This is a genomic window from Stenotrophomonas indicatrix, assembly GCF_002750975.1.
Taxonomy (GTDB): Bacteria; Pseudomonadota; Gammaproteobacteria; order Xanthomonadales; family Xanthomonadaceae; genus Stenotrophomonas; species Stenotrophomonas indicatrix.
This window is the reverse complement of record NZ_PEJS01000001.1, coordinates 2,682,077-2,704,284: the sequence shown is the minus strand read 5'-3', so window position 1 is coordinate 2,704,284 and position 22,208 is coordinate 2,682,077. Positions and strand designations below refer to the sequence as shown.

The following is a 22,208-nucleotide window of genomic DNA, read 5'->3' as shown; positions in this document are numbered from 1 at the left end:
TCCGGACCGGGGCTGGTACGGCGGTGACGGGCAAACGCTGTGGCCTGAAACCGCACATCGGCGCCATGCACGCAGCGCTAAGCTGCGTGCATGATCATCATCGACCGCCTGGACCATCTGGTGCTTACCGTTGCCGACATCGAGCGCAGCTGCGACTTCTACCAGCGCGTGCTGGGCATGCAGGTCGTGCGCTTCGGCGCCGGCCGCGTCGCCCTGCAGTTCGGCCAGCAGAAGATCAACCTGCACCCGGCCAGCGCGCCGTTGCAGCCCCACGCGCTGCTGCCGACCCGTGGCAGTGCCGATCTGTGCCTGATCACCCCGCTGGGCGTACAGGCGGTGCTGGCCCACCTGCAGGCCCAGCAGGTAACGATTGAAGAAGGGCCGGTGCCGCGTACCGGAGCGCTTGGGCCGATCGAGTCGGTGTACTTCCGTGATCCGGATGGGAACCTGATCGAAGTGGCCCGCTACGTGGAAGCCATGTAAACCCGCGTGCTTCGAGCTGGCCCGGTCAGTTCGCCCACACGCTGTTGGGGTCATCGTTGCGGGCCCGCCGCTGGCTCGCATACGCCAGACGGGCAAAGCCAAAGGCCATCGCCAGTGCCATCGCATCGATCCAGAACAACGGCCAGTGGCCGCGTGCGGCGGCCAGCCACAGCCAGTCACCGTTGAGGGCGCCGTGCGCCACCGGCACCAGCGCGGTGCTGATCGCCGCAGCCCACAGCAGCTCGCGCGCCGCCTGTGCCGGGCGGCGCAGGGCTGCCCACAGCGCACACGCCGCCCAGGTCACGAAGCAGGCCCAGCGGATGCCGTGGTCGACCTGGGCAGGCGCTACCCGCTCCAGCACCAGCGCGGCCACGAAGGCCACCGAGATCGCCACACACAGGCCGATGCAGACGCCCACCGTGGCCCGCGCCATGTTGATGGCTGCGCGTGACTGCTGCGGCTGACGGCGCTTGCGGCGCGATTCGATCCACAGCAGGTTGCCCGAATAGAACAGGAAGGCGCCGCCGAGGCCGAGCAGGAAGTACAGCCAGACCACCACGCCGTTGCCGAACTCGCCGAAATGCAGGGCGTAGGCGGCACTGAGCGTGGCGTGATTGGCATCGCGCTGGCCGGGCAGCTGGCTGGCCAGCACGCGGCCGCTTTCGACATCCAGCGCGACAGCGCCGAGCGGGCCAAGCGTACCGCTGGCCTCGCCGGTGATTTCGATGGTCGCGTTGGCATCACCGCCATTGGCCAGTTTCAGGTAGGCCGGTTCGAAGTTGGCCACGCCCTGCGCGCGGGCCACTTCCAGCGCCCGCGCGTGCAGTTCGCGCAGGCTGCCCGGTGCGGCAGGGATGCCACTGGCTTCGCGCAGCGGCGCGGTATCCATCGCCGTCGGTACCGCCTGCAGCGCCTTGCCGTCGTAGATCAGGGGATCGAGTACCGCCATCTGCATGAACACCAGGCAGAGCAGGGCGCCGGTCACCGCGAACATCAGGTGGAACGGCAGGCTGAGCACGCCGATCACGTTGTGCGCGTCCTGCCACTGCTGCTTGAGATTGCGGCCCGGGCGCAGCGCGAACAGATCGCCCAGCAGCTTGGGCAGATGGATCACCAGCCCGCTGAGCAGGGCCATGCCGTACAGCAAGCTGACGATGCCCATCACGTAGATCCCGGCCACCGGCAGGCCCAAGCTGTAATGCAGTTCGTTGACCAGTTCGGCCAGCCCGGTCTGCGGTGGCGTCGGACTGCCGCTGATCTGTCCCGGCCATGCATAGCGCCAGCTGCCGTCTTCGGCCTGCCAGTAGGCCAACGGCTGCGGATGATCGGCGCCCGGGAAGGTCATGCCGACGTGGCGACGCGCTTCCGCATGCGTGGCCAGCACGTCGTCGAGCAGGTACTGGGCGTCATCCAGGCCGGCCGGCAATGCGGTTGCCGCGCCAGGCGTCTGCCACAGCGGGAGGTCATGGTGGAACAGGGTCAGTGCGCCGGCATAGAACGCCACGAACAGCCCGAAGCCGGCGACCAGGCCGACCCAGGTGTGCAGGGTGGTGAACGTGCGCAGGGTCTGTGAACTGAATTTCATGCAGTCGATCTCATTGCACTGCGCCGGCCAGGCGCAGCAGGCCGAGTAAGGCGAAGCCCAGGGCCGCGCAACCGGTCAGGGTCAGCCAGGCGCGCAACGGGCTGCGGAAACTGAAGGCCCACAGCGCGGCCAGCATCCACAACGGGACGAACGCGATCAGGCTCGGCACCAGGGCTTTCTGCCAGGGCCCCGGCGGCAGCCATGCGACCAGGCCGGTCGCCGCAGCGGCAAGGAAGAAGCCGGCGAAGATGCCGGCCAGTGCGCGCGACCACATCAGCGCGGCTCCACATCGGGACGGTGCCACGCGGCCAGTGCCGGCAGCAGCATGGCGGCCAGCATCCAGGTGCACAGCATCGCCACCAGGCCGGCGGCAAAGCCCAGTTCGGCCATCCACAGCCACAGCGCAGCGACTGCAGCGACCAGGCCGATCTGCCGGCCCAGGCGCCCGGCACGGCGCAGGCGTGGCCAGCGGCAGTGCGGGGAGGCGGCATAGAAGGCCAGCGCGGAGAACATCGCCGACAGCATGCCGAGGCTGCAGAAGCCCAGGGTCGACAGGCCAACGGTGATCATCGGCGGCTCCGGGCCCGGCATAGGGCCGGTGAACGCGGGGCACGGGCGGGACCGGCAGGCGCCGGTCGGGGCGGGTGGCGCATTGCAGGATCCTGGGGGGAAGCGGGCAGGCCGGCACGGGGCGGGCTGCGCGGACATGGTAATCATTGCGTTTTCACGCCGCCAGCCAGCGCCATTCAGGCACCGCTTGGGCTTTGTCCGCCGCTGGTTTAAGATCACGGGCAACCACATCCTGGAACCAAGGTGGCCCGCGCACTGCGCCGGCCGAGCGTGCGACATGAGCACTACCACCGCCCACTGTTGACCTGCCCCGAAGGCCCTGCATTCCAGGCGCCCTCGCGGCGCTTTTTTATTGCCCGGACGACAGCCCGGGAGCGCTTTCCAGCCCGCCACGGCGGGCCCCGCATGAAGCCATTGCAATGATCACGATTACCCTTCCCGACGGCAGCCGCCGCGAATTCGAAAACCCCGTCAGCGTCATGGACGTCGCCCAGTCGATCGGCGCCGGCCTGGCCAAGGCCACCATCGCCGGTTCGGTGGATGGCGTGCTGGTCGATGCCAGTGACGTCATCGACCACGATGCGTCCCTGCGCATCATCACCGCCAAGGACGAGGAGGGCGTGGAAATCATCCGCCACTCCAGTGCCCACCTGGTCGGCCACGCGGTCAAGCAGCTCTATCCGGACGTGAAGATGGTGATCGGCCCGGTGATCGCCGAGGGCTTCTACTACGACATCTACTCCGAGCGCCCGTTCACCCCCGAAGACATGGCGGCGATCGAAAAGCGCATGGGCGAGCTGATCGCGCAGGACTACGACGTCATCAAGAAAGTGACGCCGCGCGCGGAAGTCATCGAGATCTTCAAGGCCCGTGGCGAGGACTACAAGCTGCGCCTGATCGAGGACATGTCGCCTGACATCCAGGCGATGGGCATGTACTACCACCAGGAATACGTGGACATGTGCCGCGGCCCGCACGTGCCGAACACGCGCTTCCTGAAGGCCTTCAAGCTGACCCGCATTTCCGGCGCCTATTGGCGCGGCGACGCGCAGAACGAGCAGCTGCAGCGCGTCTACGGCACCGCCTGGGCCGACAAGAAGCAGCTCGATGCGTACATCAAGCGCATCGAAGAAGCGGAGATGCGCGACCACCGTCGCATCGGCAAGCAGCAGGACCTGTTCCACCTGCAGGAAGAGGCCCCGGGCCTGGTGTTCTGGCACCCGAAGGGCTGGGCGCTGTGGCAGGTGGTCGAGCAGTACATGCGCAAGGTGTACCGCAGCACCGGCTACGGCGAAGTGCGCTGCCCGCAGATCCTGGACGTGTCGCTGTGGCAGAAATCGGGCCACTGGGACAACTACCAGGACGCGATGTTCTTCACCGAGTCGGAGAAGCGTACCTACGCGCTCAAGCCGATGAACTGCCCGGGTCACGTGCAGGTGTTCAACCAGGGGCTGCACAGCTACCGCGATCTGCCGATCCGCTACGGTGAGTTTGGCGCCTGCCACCGCAACGAGCCCTCCGGCGCGCTGCACGGCATCCTGCGCGTGCGTGGCTTCACCCAGGACGACGGTCACGTGTTCTGCACCGAAGACCAGGTCGAGGCGGAAGTGACCGCGTTCCACCAGCAGGCGCTGGCGGTGTACCAGCACTTCGGCTTCGAGGAGATCCAGGTCAAGATCGCGCTGCGCCCCGAATCGCGCCTGGGCGATGACGCCACCTGGGACAAGGCAGAGGGCGCGCTGCGCTCGGCGCTGTCCAGCTGCGGGGTGGAATGGCAGGAGCTGCCGGGCGAGGGCGCCTTCTATGGCCCGAAGATCGAGTACCACCTGAAGGACGCCATCGGTCGCACCTGGCAGCTGGGCACCATGCAGGTCGATTTCATGATGCCTGGCCGTCTGGGCGCTGAATACGTGGACGAAAACAGCCAGAAGAAGCATCCGGTGATGCTGCACCGGGCCATCGTCGGCTCGATGGAGCGTTTCCTGGGCATCCTGATCGAGCACCATGCCGGCCAGTTCCCGGCCTGGCTGGCGCCGACCCAGGTGGTGGTGGCCAATATCACCGATGCGCAGGCTGAATACGTCTCTGCGGTGACCAAAAGCCTTGCGGATCAAGGCTTCCGCGTCAGCGCCGATTTGCGTAACGAGAAGATCGGCTATAAGATTCGCGAGCACACGCTGCAGCGCGTGCCGTACCTGCTGGTCATTGGTGACCGCGAGAAGGAAAACGGCGCTGTGGCGGTGCGTACGCGTTCTGGCGAAGATCTCGGCAGCATGAGCCTCCAGGCTTTCACCGAGCGGCTCCAGGCCGAGGGCGCGTAAACAAAGGTCCGGCCCGTGCGCAATGGCGCCCGGGCCGGGTTCGACACCCTTGGGAGATCGCAATATCAGTACCCCTGACAACAAACAGAACCGCAAGAATCAGGAAATCCGTGTGCCGCGCGTCCGCGTGATCGGCAGTGACGGAGAAATGATCGGCGTGTTGACGCGAGACGAAGCGTTGTCCATGGCCGAAGATGAAGGCCTGGACCTGGTCGAGATCCAGCCGCAGGCCGACCCGCCGGTGTGCAAGATCATGGACTTCGGCAAGTTCAAGTTCGAAGCCCAGAAGAAGGCCAGCGAGGCCAAGAAGAAGACCAAGCAGGTCGAGATCAAGGAAGTGAAGTTCCGTCCGGTCACGGACGAGGGCGACTACCAGATCAAGCTGCGCAAGATGCGCGGTTTCCTTGAAGAAGGCGACAAGATCAAGGTCAACATCCGTTTCCGTGGCCGTGAAATGAGCCACCAGGAACTGGGCCGCGAGATGGCTGGCCGGATCGAAGCCGATCTGGGCGAAGACATCGTCATCGAATCCCGTCCGCGCCTGGAAGGGCGTCAGATGGTGATGATGATCGCGCCGAAGAAGAAGACCTGACGCCTGACGGGCTGCCTCGCGGGGCGCCTGGCGGCTGAATGGATGAAGGTGAAGGGACGCCGCTGGCGTCCTTTTGCTTTTCCGGGGCGGGCAGGGCCGGTCTCGGTGTGAAAACGGTGTGGGGGCTGGTTACAGGGCGGATTTGCCTGTATCATGCCCGGCTCGACCCACCCAGGACGGGTCGTACGCCGATCATGGCAGGACGGAAAGAGCGGCCCAGGCCGCCGCCAGATCAGTCAGAAACCAGGGTCATATCCCATCAAGGACATTGCAATGCCCAAGATCAAGACCAACCGGGCAGCGGCCAAGCGTTTCCGCAAGACCGCCTCGGGCAAGTACAAGTGCGGCCACGCCAACCGTAGCCACATCCTCACGAAGAAAGCGACCAAGCGTAAGCGTAACCTGCGTCAGACGAATCACGTCCGCGCAGAAGACGCAGGCCGTCTGGACCGCATGCTTCCCTACCTCTGAGGACTGATACATGGCACGAGTAAAGCGTGGCGTACAGGCGCGTCGCCGCCACAAGAAAATCCTTGATCTGGCGAAGGGCTACTACAATGCCCGTCGCAAGGTCTTCCGCGTCGCCAAGCAGGCGGTCATCAAGGCACAGCAGTACGCCTACATCGGCCGTAAGCAGAAGAAGCGCAACTTCCGTTCGCTGTGGATCACCCGCATCAACGCGGCTGCCCGCATCAACGGCCTGAGCTACAGCCGTTTCATGAACGGCCTGCTGAAGGCTGGCATCACCCTGGACCGCAAGGTTCTGGCTGACATCGCCGTGCACGACGCAGCTGGCTTTGCTGCACTGGCCGAAAAGGCCAAGGGCGCACTGGCGGCATAAGTCCTTCCCGATGCCGTTGCCGTTCACGGAGAACGGTGTCAGGTAGAGGCAATGCATGGGGAAGGGCGCAAGTCCTTCCCCATTCTTTTTTGTGCCGGGCGCAGCCGTGCAGATGGCGGGCGACCGGCAAGCGGTTGCGACGGCGCGGCCCTTCGCGCATCGCGATGGCAGACCGACTGGAGTTCCGGCTACCCATGAGCGACATCCAATCCCTCACTTCCCAGGCGCTGGCCGATGTGGCCGCCGCGCAGAGCCCGGACGCGCTGGAGCAGCTGCGCGTGGCCCTGCTTGGCAAGAGCGGCAGCATCACCTCGCAGCTCAAGCAGCTCGGTGCGCTGCCGGCCGACGAGCGCAAGGCGGCCGGTGAGGCCATCAACCGGGCCCGCGACGCGCTGAGCAGCGCGCTGGGCGAGCGCAAGGCGGTGCTGGAAGATGCTGCGCTTGATGCGCGGCTGGCGGCCGAGGCGATCGACATCACGCTGCCGGGCCGCAGTGGCGAACGCGCCGGCCTGCACCCGATCACCCGCACCCTCGAGCGCATCACCGGCATCTTCGGCCGGCTGGGCTACGAGTTGTCCGAAGGGCCGGAGATCGAGGACGACTGGCACAACTTCGAGGCGCTGAACTTCCCGCCGCACCATCCGGCGCGCGCCATGCATGACACCTTCTACTTCGGTGACGGCCGGCTGCTGCGCACGCATACCTCCGGTGTGCAGGTGCGCTACATGGGCGAACACCAGCCGCCGCTGCGCATGATCGCCGCCGGCAAGGTCTACCGCAGCGACAGCGACCAGACCCATTCGCCGATGTTCCACCAGGTCGAAGGCCTGCTGGTTGACGAGCATTCGACCTTCGCCGACCTGAAGGGCACGCTGTCCGAGTTCGTGCGTGCGTTCTTCGAGCGCGATTTCGAGATGCGCTTCCGCCCCAGCTACTTCCCGTTCGTTGAACCCGGCGCGGAAGTGGACATCGCCTGGCAGCAGCCCGATGGCAGCACCCGCTGGCTGGAAGTGCTCGGCTGCGGCATGGTGCATCCGAACGTGCTGCGCAACGTCGGCATCGATCCGGAACGCTACACCGGCTTTGCCTTCGGCATGGGCGTGGAGCGTTTCGCGATGCTGCGCTACGGCGTCAACGACCTGCGCGCGTTCTTCGAAAATGACGTGCGCTTCCTCAAGCAGTTCGCGTAACGCATCAGGTAGCGCCGGGCCATGCCCGGCGGACTCAACAACGCAGGCCCAGGCGCATGCGCCGGGCCCACCAGGGTGAACCCATGAAATTCTCCGAAAACTGGCTGCGCAGCCACGTCCCGACCACTGCCTCGCGCGATGAGCTCAGCGCGGTGCTGACCGCCATCGGCCTGGAAGTGGAAGACGTGACCGCGCTTGGCGATGGCCTGCAGCACGTGGTCGTCGCGCGTATCGTCGAAGCCGAGCGCCATCCCGAAGCCGACCGCCTGCAGGTGTGCAAGGTTGATGCGGGGCAGGCTGAGTTGCTGCAGATCGTCTGTGGTGCGCCGAATGCACGACCGGGCCTGGTCGCGCCGCTGGCGATGGTCGGTGCGCAGATCGGTGAGTTGAAGATCAAGCCGGCCAAGCTCCGCGGCGTCGAATCCAACGGCATGCTGTGCTCGGCCAAGGAGCTGGGCCTGGACAACGATGCCTCCGGTTTGCTGGAACTGCCGGACGACGCGCCGGTCGGCCAGTCCCTGGTGGAGTACCTCGGCCTGCCGGATGCCAGCATCGAGATCAAGCTGACCCCCAACCGCGCCGACTGCTTCAGCATCCGCGGCATCGCCTATGACGTCGCCGCAGCGACGCGCAGCGAGGTACTGGATTTCATCGCAGCGCCGATCGCTGCCCAGAGCAGCCGCGAGCTGGCAATCCAGCTCGATGCAGGTGCCGAAGCGCCGCGCTATCTGGGTCGTGTCATCGAAGATGTCAACGCCGCGGCGAAGACCCCGTTGTGGATGGCCGAGCGCCTGCGCCGCAGTGGCGTGCGCCCGGTATCGCTGCTGGTCGACATCACCCAGTACGTCATGCTCGAGCTGGGCCAGCCGATGCATGCCTACGATCTCGGCACCCTGCAGGGCACGATCGGTGTGCGCCGTTCGCGCGCAGGCGAAAGCCTGAAGCTGCTGGATGGCCGTGATGCTGCGCTGGACGACAGCTTCCTGGTGGTCACCGACGCTGATCGCGCGGTCGGCCTGGCCGGCCTGATGGGCGGCTTCGATACGCGCGTCACCGATGCGACCACCGCCGTGTTCCTGGAAGCGGCGCACTTCGCGCCGGCCGCGATCATGGGCCGCGGCCGCAAGCTGGGCCTGCACACCGATGCCGGCCACCGCTTCGAGCGTGGCGTCGACCCGGCGCTGCCGCGTACTGCCATCGAATACGCCACCCGCCTGGTGCTGGACCTGGCCGGCGGTACCCCCGCACCGGTTACCGAAGCGGTACGAGAGGCCGACCTGCCGCAGCCGGCGACGATCCTGCTGCGCCGCGCGCGCATCACCCGCGTGCTGGGCATCACCATCGAAGACGCCGAAGTCGAGCGCATCCTGCGCGCGCTGGGCATGCAGGTGGTGGACGCTGGCGAAGGCTGGCAGGTCACCGCGCCGAGCCGCCGCTTCGACATCGCCATCGAAGAAGACCTGATCGAGGAGCTGGCCCGGATCCACGGTTATGAGCAGATCCCGACCACGCTGCCGGGTGGCGCATCGCGTGTCGCGATGCCGTCCGAGACCCAGCTGGACGCGCTGAGCGTGCGCCGCCAGCTGATCGCACGCGATCTTCAGGAAACCGTCAATTTCGCCTTCGTCGACGATGGCCTGCTGGGCCAGTGGCAGCTGCGCGAGGATCTGGTGCCGCTGGCCAACCCGCTGTCGGCCGAACTGGCGGTGATGCGCCCGTCTCTGCTGCCGGGCCTGGTTGCCACGCTGGGCCGCAACGCCGCCCGCCAGCTCGGCCGGGTGCGCCTGTTCGAGCTCGGCCGGGTGTTCGCGCAGCAGGCCGGAGACGGCCAGCCGGCGCCGCTGGAAACCCCGCGCGTGGCCGCTGCGGTCTGCGGTGAAGCGCAGGCGGTGCAGTGGGGCCTGCCGACCCGCAAGGTCGATTTCCATGACCTGAAGGGCGACCTGGAATCGCTGGCCGCGGCCAGTGGCGCGGTCCTGGAGTTCCGCCCATCCTCGCGTGCCTACGGCCATCCGGTGCGTTCGGCCGAGGTGTTCCGCGACGGCCTGGCCATCGGCTGGATCGGCCAGATCCACCCGCGCCTGGCCAAGGCGATGGACATCGACGTGGACGTGTACGCCTTCGAGCTGGATCTTGAAGCGCTGTCCGCCCGTGCGCTGCCGCGCGCCGGTGAACTGTCGCGCTATCCGGCGGTGCGCCGCGACCTGGCCTTCCTGGTGCCTGAACAGGTGGCCTGGAGTGACCTGGCCGCGACCATCCGCCAGGCTGCCGGCCCGTTGCTGCGCGAGCTGAACCTGTTCGACCGCTATGTCGGCCAGGGCGTCGAGCCGGGATTCAAGAGTCTCGCTATGGGCTTGATTTTGCAGGACAAGTCGCGCACTCTGACGGACCGCGACGTGGAAGCGGTAGTGGCCGAGGCGGTCACTGCCATCGAGCGTGAACACCACGCCCGGATCCGCGGCTGAGCGGGCAGCACTCGGGGGTAGCAGGCAATGGCATTGACCAAGGCGGAGATGGCGGAAAAGCTGTTCGACGAAGTCGGTCTGAACAAGCGGGAAGCCAAGGAATTCGTCGACGCGTTCTTCGATGTGCTGCGTGAAGCATTGGAACAGGGACGTCAGGTGAAGCTGTCGGGCTTTGGCAATTTCGACCTGCGGCGCAAGAACCAGCGCCCGGGTCGCAACCCCAAGACCGGCGAGGAAATTCCGATTTCCGCCCGTACGGTGGTTACCTTCCGTCCGGGCCAGAAGCTCAAGGAGAGGGTGGAAGCTTATGCTGGATCCGGGCAGTAACCGCGAACTTCCGCCGATTCCGGCCAAGCGCTACTTCACCATTGGTGAAGTCAGCGAACTGTGCGACGTCAAGCCGCACGTGCTGCGCTACTGGGAAACCGAGTTTCCCAGTCTCGAGCCGGCCAAGCGCCGTGGCAACCGTCGTTACTACCAGCGCCACGACGTGCTGATGGTGCGGCAGATCCGCAGCCTGCTGTACGAACAGGGCTACACCATCGGTGGCGCGCGCCTGCGCCTGGATGGTCCGGATGCGCGCGAGGAATCGGCCTTGAGCAACCAGATCATCAAGCAGGTGCGGATGGAACTGGAAGAAGTGCTGCAACTGCTGCGTCGCTGACCCATTTCCGCCGTAATCCGCTATACTTCACGGCCCGCCGCACTGGCGGGCACATCGCAGCATCAGTCGGGGCGTAGCGCAGCCTGGTAGCGCATCTGCCTGGGGGGCAGAGGGTCGTCGGTTCGAATCCGGCCGTCCCGACCACTGTGATGTAACAGACAAGCCTGCGCAGCGATGCGTGGGCTTTTTTGTTGCGGCGTTGTATCCTGCGCGCACTCGTACTACCGCGGCTGCTGAACCCGGTACTCACGAGAACACGATCATGGAAACGCAAAGGAACCGCGCCTGGAGGCGCTCGCAGTCGCGCCACCACGCTGGCGACCACACGGCAGCACCGTCGATCTTCAAGCCGGAAAAGAACTGGAAGCTGATGTATACGCGCGGCGACAAGCTGCTGCGGGCGCGCCAGCTGGGTTTCACCTATCCAGTCCTCAGCCCGCGGCAACTGCTGGACCAGGAATGTTGAACCTGTTGTTTGTCTGCAGTCGCAACCAGCTGCGCAGCCCCACCGCTGAAGCGATGTGGCAGCGCCGGCCAAGTATCAGTGCGCGCTCGGCAGGCACCAGCCCGCATGCGCGCCGGCCCATCAGCCCAGCGGATATCCGCTGGGCTGATGTCATCTTCGTGATGGAGCCCAAGCACCAGCATCGGCTGCAGGCGAAATTTGCCCGCCTGCTTGAACACACGCCGCTGCACTGCCTGGATATCCCCGACGACTATCGCTGCATGGATCCGGCGCTGATGGCGCTGCTTGAAGCGAAGGTCGCGCCTTACCTCACATCGTCAGTAGCGAAGCGGTAGATCAACTCCGGATCGCCTTCGTCGAGGCCGTGCACGATGCCGCACTGCTGGAAACCAGCGGCTGCCAGCAGCCGCTGCATGTTGGCGTTGGATTGGTTGGTGGAGGTGAAAAGCCTGGCACCTGCGCTGCACGACGTGGCATGCAGAAGCAGCGCGCTGCCGACGCCGTGTCCGCGCAGTGGCGAGGCGACCATCAGCATCTCGATGAAGGCTTCACCGAAGAAGTGCCGGTGCTGGACCCGGTAGCCGGCCAGCGTGTCGTCGAGTTCGGCGACGTGCATGTGGCCATCCGCCAGCCATTGGCCGATCTGCACGGCACGCCGTGGGTCATCGGCCGCAACGCTGTCCAGGGAGATCAGTGCCGGAAGATCCGTGCACACGGCCGCGCGTATCCGAACTGCTGGAGCCCGCACGTTCATCGCCGACGGCTGCGCAGCATCAAACCGCTGCCGCTGACCAGGCAGGCCAGAAGCGTGAGCAGCGACAGCGGCAGGTGGAATTCACCACGACCGGCCGCAGCGAAGCCTGCATGGATGAGGGCTGTGCCGATACCCAGCGCGCCGCACAGCAGTGCGTAGCGGCGCGCAGAGCCCAGGCCGAGCACGACCTGACGGTAACCGTGCAGCAGTACGCCGATGGCAAGCAGATTGAAAAGCAGGAATCCCTGGATGCCGCCGGGCACCTGGAACATCCGCCACTCCTGCCAGAACGCGGCATCGATCTGATGCAGCAGCAAGGACATCATCGTTGCCAGGTACCAGCGTTCCATGCGGTGTTTCCTGCTGCGGGAGCTTCATTCTAGCGATGATGGGCCCGCAGCCATCGCACTCAGTAGACGCGGAATTCGGCGCGGCAGCCGTCGCTGACCCATACACCGCGTCGGTCCCAGCCCCAGTTGCGGTCCTCGGTGCAGGGGGTGACCGATTTCTGCTTGACCAGCCGCACGTCATGACGGACGCGGATGCGGCACTGTTTCTCCTTGTTTTCGTAGGATTCGCAGACCAGGCGCTCGCCATCGCGATCACGGTCACGCCCCCGCCCACGCCCAGGCCAGCGGCCACGCCCGCGTTCTTCGGCGACGAATTCGGCGCGGCAGCCGTCGGTAACCCACAGCATGCCGCGGCGCTGTCCCCAGTTGTCATCTTCAACGCATCGCGTCACCGACAGCTGCCGCGCCAGTCGCGCGCGTCCTTCGAACGGGCACTGCTGGGTCTTGTTGAAGTGCGATTCGCAGGTCGTGCGCGGCGACGATTCGCTGTCGTAATCCTGGGCCGAGACAGTCGTTGCGGCCAGCAGCAGGGCAAGTGCAGAGCCGCCCAAGGGCAGTAGCAGGCGAAGGCTCATTGAAACCTCGGTTTGGGGATGGGACGCAAGAATGGCGCACGTATGGCGCGCTGCGACGACTGCGGGCTGCGCTGGCTCAGGACGGATTTATAAGTGTGCGACGGCGCATGCAGGGCGTTACATCCCGTATCATCCCGGGCACATCCGATTGCATCGGTTTACAGTTTTTTACACGTTCCAGCGCTTTCGGACGCGGCCTTCGGGCATCGCCCGTGGCCGCTGGCGCGGGTGCGGACAAGGATGTGCGGACCACGACGACCACAGGGGGTTGCGTTGATCAGCAGTATCGTCATTCATCGGTCGGCCGGCACAGGCACGGCCGACGTGCAGGTCCTGGACACGACGTTCAAGGGCAAGCGTGTTTTTGTTGCGTGGGGCCTGCGTGGCCTGGAACTGACCCGCGAAGCCGAGCCGGAAGATACGGTTGCGGCCCGCGATGCCTTGCGGCGGGTTTCCCGCCAGGCCGACGGGCCGCGCAGCAGCGAGATTTTCATTGCCAGCCAATCGGGCGTGGCCATCAGTGTCTACCGGATGCTGACCGAAGCCCGCAGCGGTGACGCCGTGTTCTTCCTGTGCGATTCGCCACCGGTGGTGGAATGGCTGGTTACTTCGCTGGAAGTGCAACCCGAATCGCCTGCGTGACCGGACGCCTGACCGTGCAGTCGAGCCTGCTCGACTGCATCCCGCCGTGGGTTACGCCAACGCTGCGTCCACTGCCGCGCGCGCATGCAGGGTCGTGGTGTCGAACAGCGGCACCGGGCTGTCTTCGGCGCGTACCAGCAGCATGATCTCGGTACAGCCGAGGATGATCGCCTCGGCACCGCGGGCAACGAGGCGTTCAATCACTTCGACGTACACCTGCCGTGATCGCTCGTTGACCACCCCGGCGATCAACTCCTCGTAGATGATCGCGTGTACCTCGCGGCGGTCATCGGCCTCCGGAACCAGTACGTCCAGGCCGAAGCGCTCGCTCAGGCGGCCACGGTAGAAGTCTTCCTCCATGGTGAAGGCGGTGCCGAGCAGGCCGACGCGCTGCAGACCGGCCTGCACGATCGCCGTGGCGGTCGGGTCGGCGATATGCAGCAAGGGCAGCGGGCAGGCCGCCTCGATCTCAGCAACGAGTTTGTGCATGGTGTTGGTGCAGATCAGCAGCAGGTCGGCGCCACCGGCCTGCAGCCGCCGTGCGGCATCGACCATTTCGTTGCCCAGGGCATTCCAGTCGCCGTCGTGCTGCAGTTGCTTGATGCGGGCGAAATCCAGCGACCACATCAGCAACTGCGCCGAATGCGCGCCGCCCAACCGCGCGCGTACCTCTTCATTGATGAGGCGGTAGTACTGCGCCGAACTTTCCCAGCTCATGCCACCGATCAGGCCAAGCGTCTTCATGCGTGTCTCCGTGCCGGGGAAGCGCCATTGCAGCACAACATGGGCCGGGGCGTGCAATTGTGGGTGGAGCCGTCGCAGCAGCAGCCGACGGGCCTGATCGGCGTGATAATGGGGTACGACAGGCAGAGGGCAGGGCGATGGGCGAGTGCTGTGGCTGCGGCAAGACGCTGGATGTGGCAGCCATGCAGGCGCGCCACCGGCGCGTGCTGTGGGTCGTCCTGCTGATCAACCTGGCGACCTTCCTGATGATGGTCGGCGCGTCCTGGTACAGCCATTCGTCCTCGTTGCTCTCCGGTGCGCTGGACAACCTGGGCGATGCGGCGACCTATCTGCTGAGCCTGCTGGTGGTGGGGGCCGGCGTGGCGGCCAAGGCGCGGGTTGCGTTGTTCAAGGGCGTGCTGATCCTGGCTGCGGCCGTGGCAGTGGCCGTGCAGATTGGATGGCGGCTGGCGCATCCGCAGGTCCCCCTGTTTGAAAGCATGGGCCTGGCCGCGCTGTTGAACCTTGCTGCCAACGGTTTCTGCCTGTGGCTGCTGACGCCGTATCGCAATGATGACGTGAACCTGGCATCGGCCTGGGAATGCGCACGCAACGATATCTTCGAGGGCGTTTCGGTGGTGCTGGCGGCGGGGCTGGTGGCGCTGTTCGGTGCCGGTTGGCCGGACCTGCTGGTCGCCATCGCGCTGCTGGTCGTGTTCCTGCGCTCGGCGCTGCGGGTGCTGCGCATCGCGATGACCGAGCTGCGCGCATCGCGCATTGCCAGCAGCTGAGCCGCAGCAGCTGTAACCGTCGAATCGACCCCGGACTGTACATGGTGGTGACAGCCGCTGCGCACTATCCTTGCAGGGATTATTACGGTGGATGAAGTGATGGCCCTGCATACCTGGTGGTGGTTCCTGGCGACAGTCTTCGTGCTGTGTGGCACGCCGGGCCCGAACATGCTGCACATCCTGGGGCGCAGCGTCGGCCTGGGCTTCCGTCGCAGCGTGCCGGCCATGGCCGGTTGCCTGCTGGCGATGCTGCTGGTGCTTGCGGCGTCCGCGGCCGGCCTGAGCGCGGTGCTGCGATCATCGCCGATGCTGTTCGATGTGCTGCGTTACCTGGGTGTGGCCTACCTGGCCTGGCTGGGCATCAAGGCGTGGCGGGACAGCTACCGGCAGGCGCCGGTGGCGACAGACGTCGATGCAGCAGCGCTGGCGCCGGTGCACGGTGCCTGGGCAGTGTTCCGTGGTGGCCTGCTGGTGGGGTTGAGCAATCCCAAGCTGCTGCTGTTCGCCGCCGCGTTCCTGCCGCAGTTCGTCGACCCCGCGCGTGGCCAGGCCGTGCAGTACACGGTGCTGGTGGCGACCTTCGCCACCTGCGAACTGTTCTGGTACGTGATGTATGCCGCAGGCGGACATGGGCTGCGCCGTTGGCTGGCAAAGCCATTTGCGCAACGCTGGTTCGAACGCCTGGTCGGCAGCGTGTTCCTCGCTTTCGCAGTGGCGCTGCTGCGCTTCCGGCCGCGCTGAGCGGGTTCGTTTCACGCCGCGCCTGCGACCTGTTCACGCGTGTGGCATCGCGGCGTACCTAACCTGATCCCACCTTCAGCATTCCCGCCAGGGAGAGGATCGACATGATCAAGTGGGCCATCATTTTCGCCATCATCGGCCTGATCGCCGGTGCGCTGGGTTTCGGCGGCGTCGCCGGCGCTGCCGTGGGCATCGCCAAGTTCCTGTTCTGGGCCGGCATCATCATTGCCGTCGTACTTTTCGTGCTTGGCATGACCGTCGCCAAGAAGGTCGCCTAGCCCGGGTGTTCGTGCAGCAGCGCGTTCAATGCGCGCTGCTGTGCGAGAACAGGTTGATGACCAGCACGCCGGCACAGATCAGGCCGATACCGATCAGCGCCGGAGCGTCCAGGCGCTGCTTGAACACCAGCAGCCCGATCAGCGAAATCAGCACGATGCCGACGCCGGACCAGATCGCATAGGCGATGCCGGTGGGGATCGACTTCATCGTCAGCGACAGCGACAGCAGGTAGAAGCACACACCGTAACCGGCAAGCGCGCCCAGCCTGGGACCGAGCCGGGTCATGCCTTCGGATGCCTTGAGCAGGGACGTGGCGATCACCTCCAGCACGATCGCACCGGCCAGGTAGACATATGGGTTCATCGAATCCTCCTGCTCATGCCGGTTCGCACAGCTTCAGTGCCTCCAGGGCCATCGCCTGGGCGCTCTGCCGCTCGTCTTCGTCCAGCGGCCGCCCATAGACGGTGGCCCAGTAACCATCGGCAACGCAACGCGCGGCGTACAGGCGCGGATCGCTGGCTTCATCCGGGAACTCGGCGAGCATGCCGCGCAGCCACGTGCGCCAGTACACCAGAAGTGCCGGCTCCAGCATGTTGCCCATGGTGAGCCCGATGTCGTTGATCTGCTCCTGCTGCAGCAGATGTTCGAAATTCACCTGCACATAGGCACGGCTGAAGCCGCCATGTCGGCTCGGGGACTGTCGCAGCACCGCACGCACTCTGTCCTCGAAGTCGGCGATGAGCGAGGTCAGCGTCGCCTCGACCAGGTCCTGCTTGCTGCTGAAGTGATGGAACAGCGCGCCCTTGCTGACACCGGCGGCGTCGGCGACGTCCTGCACGGTGAGGGCCGCCAGCCCATTCTGGCCGAGGGTATGGGCGGTTGCGTGCAGCAGTGCCTGGCGCACGCTGTCGGGCGCCTTGCGGCGGGAGCGAGGAGGGGATTCTGTCATGGGGGGACGAAACCGACTGGACGGTATGATTGTAGCGCGAGGGCGATGCGCCCGGGGCGCACGAGCAGGTCTTGAGCTCACTGCAGATAGAACGCGATGCCGGTGCCGAGCTGCAGGTCGGGGCTGTTACGATTGAGGCCCAGGTCGAACGAGGCGTCCAGCTGCACGTTCGGCCGCAGCATCCAGGTCAGCCCTGCGCCGGCGATGGCCTGGTCAGGTTGCTGGTTGGCGTGGGTGAAACCGGCTTCGAGATAGGTGCCAAGCCGCTCGGTCACGCTCAACGAGAGGCTGGGCGACCAGGTGGTGCTGCGCTGGCCGGCGCCACGCTGATGACTGCCATACAGCGCGCCGCTCCAGCGGTCGTTGAAGCTGTGCTCGACGCTGGCGGCCAGCGCGTACTGGCGGCCGTCGCTGAAGGCTGCATCGCCACGCGCGATCACCCCGCTGGCCAGCAGCGCCCACGCCGTGCGCTCGGTACTGCCGGGACCTGCCCATTTCAGTCCGACGGTGCTGTCGCCGGCGCCGCGCTGCTGCGTGCGCGGCATGTCGGGGCCACGTTCTCGCTGACGCTGCCATGGCGAGGACGCCAACTGCAGTTCCCAGCCCGGCGCCAGGCCCGTGCGCAGCAGCAGGTCGCTGGACAGCGTCGTCGTGCGCAGGCCGTCGCGATCACGCTCGCGTTGATAGCTGGGCAGGCCCAGTTCGACGGCAAGGCCGCCACGCGGCACCGTGTCGGTGCCGAAGCCGATGCCGGGACGATCGAAGCTGGGAGGTTCCGCGCCCAGCACCGGGGTGCTGGCCAGCGACAGGGCGATCAACAGGGTGTGGCGCATGCGGGTTCCGTCTCGCAGGGGGTCTTCAGCATGCCCGGCGATACCGTGCGCGCGGCGTGAGCCGCACCGCTCAGTCGCTGATGCGGGCGAAACGCGCCTGCGGGCCGTGCTCGCCGGGCACCTGCTCAATGAACATCGTATAGGGCCGCACCCACAGGCCGCCCTCGCCATACAGAGCGCGGTAGAGAACCATCGGCTGCAGCGTCTCACTGCTGCGGACGATGTCGATCACTTCGTACTCGCCACCCTTGAAGTGGCGGTAGCGGCCAGGTGCCAGCGCGGGCAGCGGGGTCAGGTCGGTCATTGGTGGGCCCGTTACCTGCGTGCCGGCGACGCCGGAGTGGCGCAGTAGGCATCGATGGCTTCGGCGGTGTTGGCCAGGCCCTGCGCCTGTGCCAGTTCCCACGGGCGCTCGCAGCGCTGGCTGCGTTCGCACCACTGATAGCCGGCCGAACCGATGCAACCGTGCGCATCGCGATCGCCACCGACCACGGGTGTGGCGGCGTCATGGGTGACTGGTTTTTCCGGGCTGGCACACGCGGCCAGAGCCAGCAGCGGGATCAGCATCAGGACTTTCATGGGCGCGGCTCCGTGCCGTAAACCGACAGTCTGTTCGGTCCCGGCAGCCGCGGCAAGCATCGCTGGCCGATCCTCAACTCAGCGATGCGCGGACCAGTTCCTCGATCAATACCACGTAGCTGGCGGCGAAATAGAACTTCAGCAGCGTCGAACGCTGCAGTGGAAGCGAGGTGCGCATGTGGAAGGGGCCCCTGTTGATGACGATAGTGTGAAGCGCGGCTGACTTCGTGACAAGGGTCACGGAACGAGTTTCCTAAATGGCCTCAGGGATGTGATGGGGGGCGCGTTCTGAGGCGATGGTGGGGAGTTTTCGGATAAATCCGATAGGTCTTCTCCGGGGCGCTGGCTAGGCTGGTCGGGCATCGGAGATCGGCCTTGCGCCGGTCCCCCGATTTCCCAGAAACGCAGGAGCCCACCATGGTCATCACTGTCCAATGCACCGCCCAGCGCTGGTCCGTCCTGGATCCGCAGACACGCGCGACCGAAGTGTTCAGCACCGGTGCGGCCGCCTTCGATGCCGCTGCCTCGCGGGCCAGCGAGCATCACTGCCGTACCGGCCAGCACAGCACCGTACGCGTGGAAGCGCTGGGCACCGCGGTCGACGCGCTGCACTTCGGCCGCTGAGCCACCGCAGCCGCAGTCAGTTGCGGTTGGGTTGGTTGAATGGGGGAAAAACCGCCGTCGCGGCTCCCTCTGTGCGGCACGCCGGGAATCCCTGATGCTTGCCTCCACCGTATTCACCTGGAGACAAGGGATGGGCAAGGGACTCACTTGGCGCACCGTGGCGTGCACCCTGTTGCCGATGATGGCTGCTGCTGGCGGCGTGCAGGCGCAGAACTATGGCTACGACGATCGCTACGATGATCGTGGTGGCAATGGCATCGTGCGCTGCGAATCGATCAAGAACCGCAGCAACGAGTGCCGGCTGGAAGGGCGTGCGCGCATGATCCGCCAGTTATCCGGCTCCCCCTGTGTGGAAGGTGAGACCTGGGGCCAGTCCCGTTACGGTGTCTGGGTTACCCAGGGCTGCCGTGCCGAATTCGTCGGTGAATACCGGCGGCCGGGCGGTGGCGGCGGTGGTTGGGGTGGCGGTGGTGGCAACGGCTGGGGCGGAAGCCAGTGGGGTGGTGGTGGCCAGGTGATTGCCTGCCATTCCAATGACCGGCGCCAGCAGTACTGCGATGCGCAGGTTCGTCGCGGCGTGCGTCTGGTACGACAGGAATCGCGCAGTGCCTGCATCGAAGGCCAGTCCTGGGGCTGGGACCGCCGTGGCATCTGGGTCAGCAATGGCTGCAGGGCCCAGTTCCAGGTGAATTGAGCGGCTGTCGCAATCGGCTCAAGATCAGAAAAATCTGATAGCGATCACACTTCTTTCCTCGTATTGTCGACTCCCGGGACGCCTTGCGCGTCCCGGTTCGCACTGGCCATTCCTGTCGCGCCTGGTGCGGTCATTCTCTCGTCGTCGATACGCTGTTCAAGGAGTGAGCAACGCATGTTGATCCGACTGCAATGTGAGCAGCGCCAATGGCGCGTGCTGCACCCGGACAAGCCGGAGCCGATCGAGTTCCGCGATGGCGTCCGTGCCTTCGATTTCGCCGAAACCCTGGCCCGCCTGCATTTCACCGATACCGGCCAGCGCGCCTCGGTGCGGGTGGAGTCCAGCGGTGCGTTTGTCGAGGCGATCAGCTACGGCTGAGCACGCCGCGTGTCCGCACGGTCCGCGCCATCCACGCATGGCGTGGATCTGCTTTTGCGCCACCAGCAATCTGGTAGATCCACGCCATGCGTGGATGAGGAACCTGGGGAGCCACGCATGGCCTGGCCCCACCAGACCCCTGCAACGCTCTCAGCCCGCCGCGCTCAACGGCGGGTTGCCGGCGGCCAGCTGCGGCCAGCGCTTGAGCAGGGCCGCACGGATGCCGGCCGCATCGATGCCGGCCTCGGCCAGCAGGTCCTCGCGGCTGGCGTGATGCTGGAAGGCATCGGGCAGGCCCAGGTGCAGGATCGGACGCAGCACGTCCTCGGCATTGAGCAGTTCGGCCACGGCCGAACCTGCGCCGCCCGCCACCACGTTGTCTTCGATCGTCACCAGGGCGTCGTGCTGGTTGGCCATGGCCAGCACCAGCTCGCGATCGAGTGGCTTGATGAAACGCATGTTGACCACGCTCAAACCCAGTTCGCGACCCACCTGTTCGGCGGCGGCGACGGTGCTGCCGAACGCGAGCAGGGCGACGCGGTTGCCTTGCAGGCGCAGCTCGCCCTTGCCGATCGGCAGGGTCGACAGATCGCTGCCGGCATCCACGCCGGTACCGCTGCCGCGCGGGTAGCGCACCGCAGCCGGGCCGGGGTGCTGCAGGCCGGTGCTGAGCATCTGCCGGCACTCGGCCTCGTTGGAGGGTGCCATCACCACCATGTTCGGCACGCAGCGCAGGAAGCTGAGGTCGAGGTTGCCGGCGTGGGTTGCACCATCCGGGCCGACGACGCCGGCGCGATCGATCGCGAACAGCACATCCAGGTCCTGGATGGCCACGTCATGCACCAACTGGTCGTACGCGCGCTGCAGGAAGGTGGAATAGATCGCCACCACCGGCTTGCCGCCCTGGGTGGCCATGCCTGCGGCCAGGGTCACCGCGTGCTGCTCTGCGATGGCTACGTCGAAGTAGCGCTGCGGATATTCCCTGCTGAAGCGCACCAGGCCCGAGCCTTCGCGCATTGCCGGAGTGATGCCATACAGACGCGGCTCGGCCGCGGCGGCGTCACACAACCAGTCGCCAAACACATCGGTATAGGTGGGCTTCTTCGCGCCGGTCTTGGCCACCAGGCCCTTGTCCGGATCGAACGGGCCCACCGCGTGGTAACCGATCTGGTCGCCTTCAGCCGGCTCGTAACCCTTGCCCTTGGTGGTCATCACATGCAGCAGCTTCGGGCCCTTGGAGGCACGCAGCGTCTTCAGCGCGGACAGCAGCGCCGGCAGGTCATGGCCATCGATCGGGCCGGTGTAATGGAAGCCCATTTCCTCGAACATCGTGGACGGCACGAACATGCCCTTCCAGTGTTCTTCCCAGCGCTTCACGAAACGCGCGGGATTGTTCTTCTTGTCGCCAAGGATCTTCTTGCCGCCTTCGCGCAGCGCATTGAGCGTGCGGCTGCCGGTGGCGCGGCCGAGCATCTTGGTCAGCCCGCCCACTGCCTCGGAGATCGACATGTTGTTGTCGTTGAGGATCACCAGCAGGTTCGGTTCCGGTTCCATGCCGCCGGCGTGCATCAGCGCTTCGAACGCCATGCCGGCGGTCATCGCACCGTCGCCGATCACGGCCACGACCTTGCGATCATCACCTTCGGTCTGGCGCGCGATGGCCATGCCCAGTGCCGCCGAGATCGAGGTCGAGGAGTGGCCGACACCGAAGGTGTCGTACTCGCTTTCCTCGCGCTTGGGGAACGGCGCGACGCCATCCTTCTGCTTGACGGTATGGATCTCGTCGCGGCGACCGGTGAGGATCTTGTGCGGATAGGTCTGGTGGCCGACGTCCCAGACCAGCTGGTCGACCGGGGTCTGGTACAGGTAGTGCAGGGCCACGGTGAGCTCGATCACGCCCAGGCCGGCGGCGAAATGGCCACCGCTTTTGCCGACCGATTCGATCAGGTAGGCACGCAGTTCATCGGCGACCGCCGTCAGTTCGGATTCGTCGAACGTGCGCAGGTCATCCGGTGTCTGGATGCGCGCGAGGCGGGGATAGCGGGCAGAGTCGATCATCATGTTCGCACTTGTTCTGAACGCCCATTTTCGCCCTCAAACGGGGGTGGGGCAAGCAAAC

General features: G+C 65.9%; 31 protein-coding genes and 1 tRNA gene. 19 read left to right on the top strand and 13 right to left on the bottom strand.

The window, feature by feature from the left end; all coding sequences use genetic code 11:
- Positions 1-90 precede the first annotated feature (90 nt).
- The gene (locus tag CR918_RS12630) at positions 91-483 is read left to right on the top strand and encodes a VOC family protein (protein WP_025876247.1); all 393 of its coding nucleotides are present in this window, start codon (positions 91-93) and stop codon (positions 481-483) included.
- 25 nt (positions 484-508) lie between these two features.
- Here CR918_RS12630 and CR918_RS12625 read toward each other — a convergent pair whose 3' ends face one another.
- Genes CR918_RS12625 through CR918_RS12615 form a run of 3 tightly spaced genes read right to left on the bottom strand, consistent with a single transcriptional unit; the run spans position 509 to position 2,638 of the window.
- Positions 509-2,068 (bottom strand): PepSY-associated TM helix domain-containing protein, encoded by a 1,560-nt coding sequence (locus CR918_RS12625; protein ID WP_099843164.1) that lies wholly within the window; start codon positions 2,066-2,068, stop codon positions 509-511.
- A gap of 10 nt (positions 2,069-2,078) precedes the next feature.
- The gene (locus tag CR918_RS12620; RefSeq protein WP_099843162.1) at positions 2,079-2,342 is read right to left on the bottom strand and encodes a hypothetical protein; all 264 of its coding nucleotides are present in this window, start codon (positions 2,340-2,342) and stop codon (positions 2,079-2,081) included.
- Positions 2,342-2,638: a hypothetical protein gene (locus CR918_RS12615; protein ID WP_025876254.1), complete on the bottom strand. Its 297-nt coding sequence runs from the start codon at positions 2,636-2,638 to the stop codon at positions 2,342-2,344. The genes CR918_RS12620 and CR918_RS12615 overlap by 1 nt, the downstream gene beginning before the upstream one ends.
- Before the next feature lie 419 nt (positions 2,639-3,057).
- Between CR918_RS12615 and thrS the strand changes: the two genes are divergently transcribed.
- The 11 genes from thrS (at position 3,058) to CR918_RS12560 (ending at position 11,512) form a co-directional block, all read left to right on the top strand.
- A complete protein-coding gene (thrS, locus tag CR918_RS12610; RefSeq protein WP_025876257.1) occupies positions 3,058-4,959 on the top strand; it encodes a threonine--tRNA ligase in 1,902 nt (633 codons plus the stop codon).
- A 49-nt stretch (positions 4,960-5,008) separates the two neighbouring features.
- Complete coding sequence (gene infC / locus CR918_RS12605) at positions 5,009-5,551, top strand: translation initiation factor IF-3 (RefSeq protein WP_025876259.1); 543 nt, start codon at positions 5,009-5,011, stop codon at positions 5,549-5,551.
- 273 nt (positions 5,552-5,824) lie between these two features.
- Entirely contained in the window at positions 5,825-6,022 is a 198-nt protein-coding gene (gene rpmI / locus CR918_RS12600) for a 50S ribosomal protein L35 (protein ID WP_002811096.1), read from the top strand.
- 10 nt (positions 6,023-6,032) lie between these two features.
- Positions 6,033-6,392 carry a 50S ribosomal protein L20 gene (gene rplT / locus CR918_RS12595; RefSeq protein ID WP_005410435.1) on the top strand — a complete coding sequence of 120 codons (360 nt, stop codon included), beginning with the start codon at positions 6,033-6,035 and terminating at the stop codon, positions 6,390-6,392.
- A gap of 194 nt (positions 6,393-6,586) precedes the next feature.
- Positions 6,587-7,582, top strand: a complete 996-nt coding sequence (gene pheS, locus CR918_RS12590) for a phenylalanine--tRNA ligase subunit alpha (RefSeq protein ID WP_099843160.1) — start codon at positions 6,587-6,589, stop codon at positions 7,580-7,582.
- 83 nt (positions 7,583-7,665) lie between these two features.
- Positions 7,666-10,047 carry a phenylalanine--tRNA ligase subunit beta gene (pheT, locus tag CR918_RS12585; RefSeq protein ID WP_099843158.1) on the top strand — a complete coding sequence of 794 codons (2,382 nt, stop codon included), beginning with the start codon at positions 7,666-7,668 and terminating at the stop codon, positions 10,045-10,047.
- Positions 10,048-10,074: 27 nt separating this feature from the next.
- Entirely contained in the window at positions 10,075-10,374 is a 300-nt protein-coding gene (locus CR918_RS12580; protein ID WP_005410432.1) for an integration host factor subunit alpha, read from the top strand.
- Complete coding sequence (locus CR918_RS12575) at positions 10,355-10,711, top strand: MerR family transcriptional regulator (protein ID WP_005410431.1); 357 nt, start codon at positions 10,355-10,357, stop codon at positions 10,709-10,711. Before CR918_RS12580 ends, CR918_RS12575 begins: the two co-directional genes overlap by 20 nt.
- A gap of 67 nt (positions 10,712-10,778) precedes the next feature.
- Positions 10,779-10,855 (top strand) — tRNA-Pro (locus CR918_RS12570).
- Positions 10,856-10,973: 118 nt separating this feature from the next.
- Positions 10,974-11,177 carry a hypothetical protein gene (locus tag CR918_RS12565; protein WP_025876303.1) on the top strand — a complete coding sequence of 68 codons (204 nt, stop codon included), beginning with the start codon at positions 10,974-10,976 and terminating at the stop codon, positions 11,175-11,177.
- On the top strand, positions 11,171-11,512 hold the full coding sequence (locus tag CR918_RS12560) for a low molecular weight protein tyrosine phosphatase family protein (protein ID WP_099843156.1): 342 nt from the start codon (positions 11,171-11,173) through the stop codon (positions 11,510-11,512). The genes CR918_RS12565 and CR918_RS12560 overlap by 7 nt, the downstream gene beginning before the upstream one ends.
- On the opposite strand, the gene CR918_RS12555 is transcribed toward CR918_RS12560, so the two are convergent.
- The 3 genes from CR918_RS12555 to CR918_RS12545 are packed head-to-tail and all read right to left on the bottom strand — an operon-like array spanning position 11,482 to position 12,856.
- Positions 11,482-11,931: a GNAT family N-acetyltransferase gene (locus CR918_RS12555; RefSeq protein WP_099784898.1), complete on the bottom strand. Its 450-nt coding sequence runs from the start codon at positions 11,929-11,931 to the stop codon at positions 11,482-11,484. The two genes, CR918_RS12560 and CR918_RS12555, sit on opposite strands and share 31 nt — an antisense overlap.
- Entirely contained in the window at positions 11,928-12,281 is a 354-nt protein-coding gene (locus CR918_RS12550; RefSeq protein ID WP_099843154.1) for a DUF6713 family protein, read from the bottom strand. The genes CR918_RS12555 and CR918_RS12550 overlap by 4 nt, the downstream gene beginning before the upstream one ends.
- A 59-nt stretch (positions 12,282-12,340) precedes the next feature.
- Positions 12,341-12,856 carry a DUF3011 domain-containing protein gene (locus CR918_RS12545; protein WP_099843152.1) on the bottom strand — a complete coding sequence of 172 codons (516 nt, stop codon included), beginning with the start codon at positions 12,854-12,856 and terminating at the stop codon, positions 12,341-12,343.
- 324 nt (positions 12,857-13,180) lie between these two features.
- Between CR918_RS12545 and CR918_RS12540 the strand changes: the two genes are divergently transcribed.
- Positions 13,181-13,498 carry a hypothetical protein gene (locus CR918_RS12540; RefSeq protein ID WP_223482838.1) on the top strand — a complete coding sequence of 106 codons (318 nt, stop codon included), beginning with the start codon at positions 13,181-13,183 and terminating at the stop codon, positions 13,496-13,498.
- 51 nt (positions 13,499-13,549) lie between these two features.
- Here CR918_RS12540 and CR918_RS12535 read toward each other — a convergent pair whose 3' ends face one another.
- Positions 13,550-14,242 carry an aspartate/glutamate racemase family protein gene (locus CR918_RS12535; protein ID WP_099843148.1) on the bottom strand — a complete coding sequence of 231 codons (693 nt, stop codon included), beginning with the start codon at positions 14,240-14,242 and terminating at the stop codon, positions 13,550-13,552.
- A 137-nt stretch (positions 14,243-14,379) separates the two neighbouring features.
- On the opposite strand from CR918_RS12535, the gene CR918_RS12530 reads away from it, so the two are divergent.
- The 3 genes from CR918_RS12530 to CR918_RS12520 all read left to right on the top strand — a co-directional run bounded on the left by CR918_RS12530 (position 14,380) and on the right by CR918_RS12520 (position 16,031).
- A complete protein-coding gene (locus tag CR918_RS12530) occupies positions 14,380-15,012 on the top strand; it encodes a cation efflux transmembrane domain-containing protein (protein ID WP_099784888.1) in 633 nt (210 codons plus the stop codon).
- Between the two features lie 99 nt (positions 15,013-15,111).
- Positions 15,112-15,753 (top strand): LysE family translocator, encoded by a 642-nt coding sequence (locus CR918_RS12525; protein ID WP_032978625.1) that lies wholly within the window; start codon positions 15,112-15,114, stop codon positions 15,751-15,753.
- A 104-nt stretch (positions 15,754-15,857) separates the two neighbouring features.
- Positions 15,858-16,031 carry a DUF1328 domain-containing protein gene (locus CR918_RS12520; RefSeq protein WP_099843146.1) on the top strand — a complete coding sequence of 58 codons (174 nt, stop codon included), beginning with the start codon at positions 15,858-15,860 and terminating at the stop codon, positions 16,029-16,031.
- Positions 16,032-16,056: 25 nt separating this feature from the next.
- Here CR918_RS12520 and CR918_RS12515 read toward each other — a convergent pair whose 3' ends face one another.
- From CR918_RS12515 to CR918_RS12495, 5 genes are all read right to left on the bottom strand, one after another.
- Positions 16,057-16,395 carry an SMR family transporter gene (locus CR918_RS12515; protein WP_099843144.1) on the bottom strand — a complete coding sequence of 113 codons (339 nt, stop codon included), beginning with the start codon at positions 16,393-16,395 and terminating at the stop codon, positions 16,057-16,059.
- Positions 16,396-16,408: 13 nt separating this feature from the next.
- Complete coding sequence (locus tag CR918_RS12510) at positions 16,409-16,981, bottom strand: TetR/AcrR family transcriptional regulator (RefSeq protein WP_099843142.1); 573 nt, start codon at positions 16,979-16,981, stop codon at positions 16,409-16,411.
- Positions 16,982-17,058: 77 nt separating this feature from the next.
- Entirely contained in the window at positions 17,059-17,814 is a 756-nt protein-coding gene (locus CR918_RS12505) for a transporter (protein ID WP_165780904.1), read from the bottom strand.
- Positions 17,815-17,884: 70 nt separating this feature from the next.
- Complete coding sequence (locus CR918_RS12500) at positions 17,885-18,118, bottom strand: DUF1653 domain-containing protein (RefSeq protein WP_049468868.1); 234 nt, start codon at positions 18,116-18,118, stop codon at positions 17,885-17,887.
- An 11-nt stretch (positions 18,119-18,129) separates the two neighbouring features.
- The gene (locus CR918_RS12495) at positions 18,130-18,393 is read right to left on the bottom strand and encodes a hypothetical protein (RefSeq protein ID WP_033831612.1); all 264 of its coding nucleotides are present in this window, start codon (positions 18,391-18,393) and stop codon (positions 18,130-18,132) included.
- Positions 18,394-18,810: 417 nt separating this feature from the next.
- Between CR918_RS12495 and CR918_RS12490 the strand changes: the two genes are divergently transcribed.
- The 3 genes from CR918_RS12490 (at position 18,811) to CR918_RS12480 (ending at position 20,089) form a co-directional block, all read left to right on the top strand.
- Complete coding sequence (locus CR918_RS12490; RefSeq protein WP_025876332.1) at positions 18,811-19,017, top strand: hypothetical protein; 207 nt, start codon at positions 18,811-18,813, stop codon at positions 19,015-19,017.
- Positions 19,018-19,147: 130 nt separating this feature from the next.
- Entirely contained in the window at positions 19,148-19,711 is a 564-nt protein-coding gene (locus CR918_RS12485; RefSeq protein WP_089236266.1) for a DUF3011 domain-containing protein, read from the top strand.
- 174 nt (positions 19,712-19,885) lie between these two features.
- Entirely contained in the window at positions 19,886-20,089 is a 204-nt protein-coding gene (locus CR918_RS12480) for a hypothetical protein (protein ID WP_032978640.1), read from the top strand.
- Between the two features lie 150 nt (positions 20,090-20,239).
- On the opposite strand, the gene dxs is transcribed toward CR918_RS12480, so the two are convergent.
- Positions 20,240-22,147, bottom strand: a complete 1,908-nt coding sequence (gene dxs, locus CR918_RS12475; protein WP_032951912.1) for a 1-deoxy-D-xylulose-5-phosphate synthase — start codon at positions 22,145-22,147, stop codon at positions 20,240-20,242.
- Between the last annotated feature and the right edge of the window lie 61 nt (positions 22,148-22,208).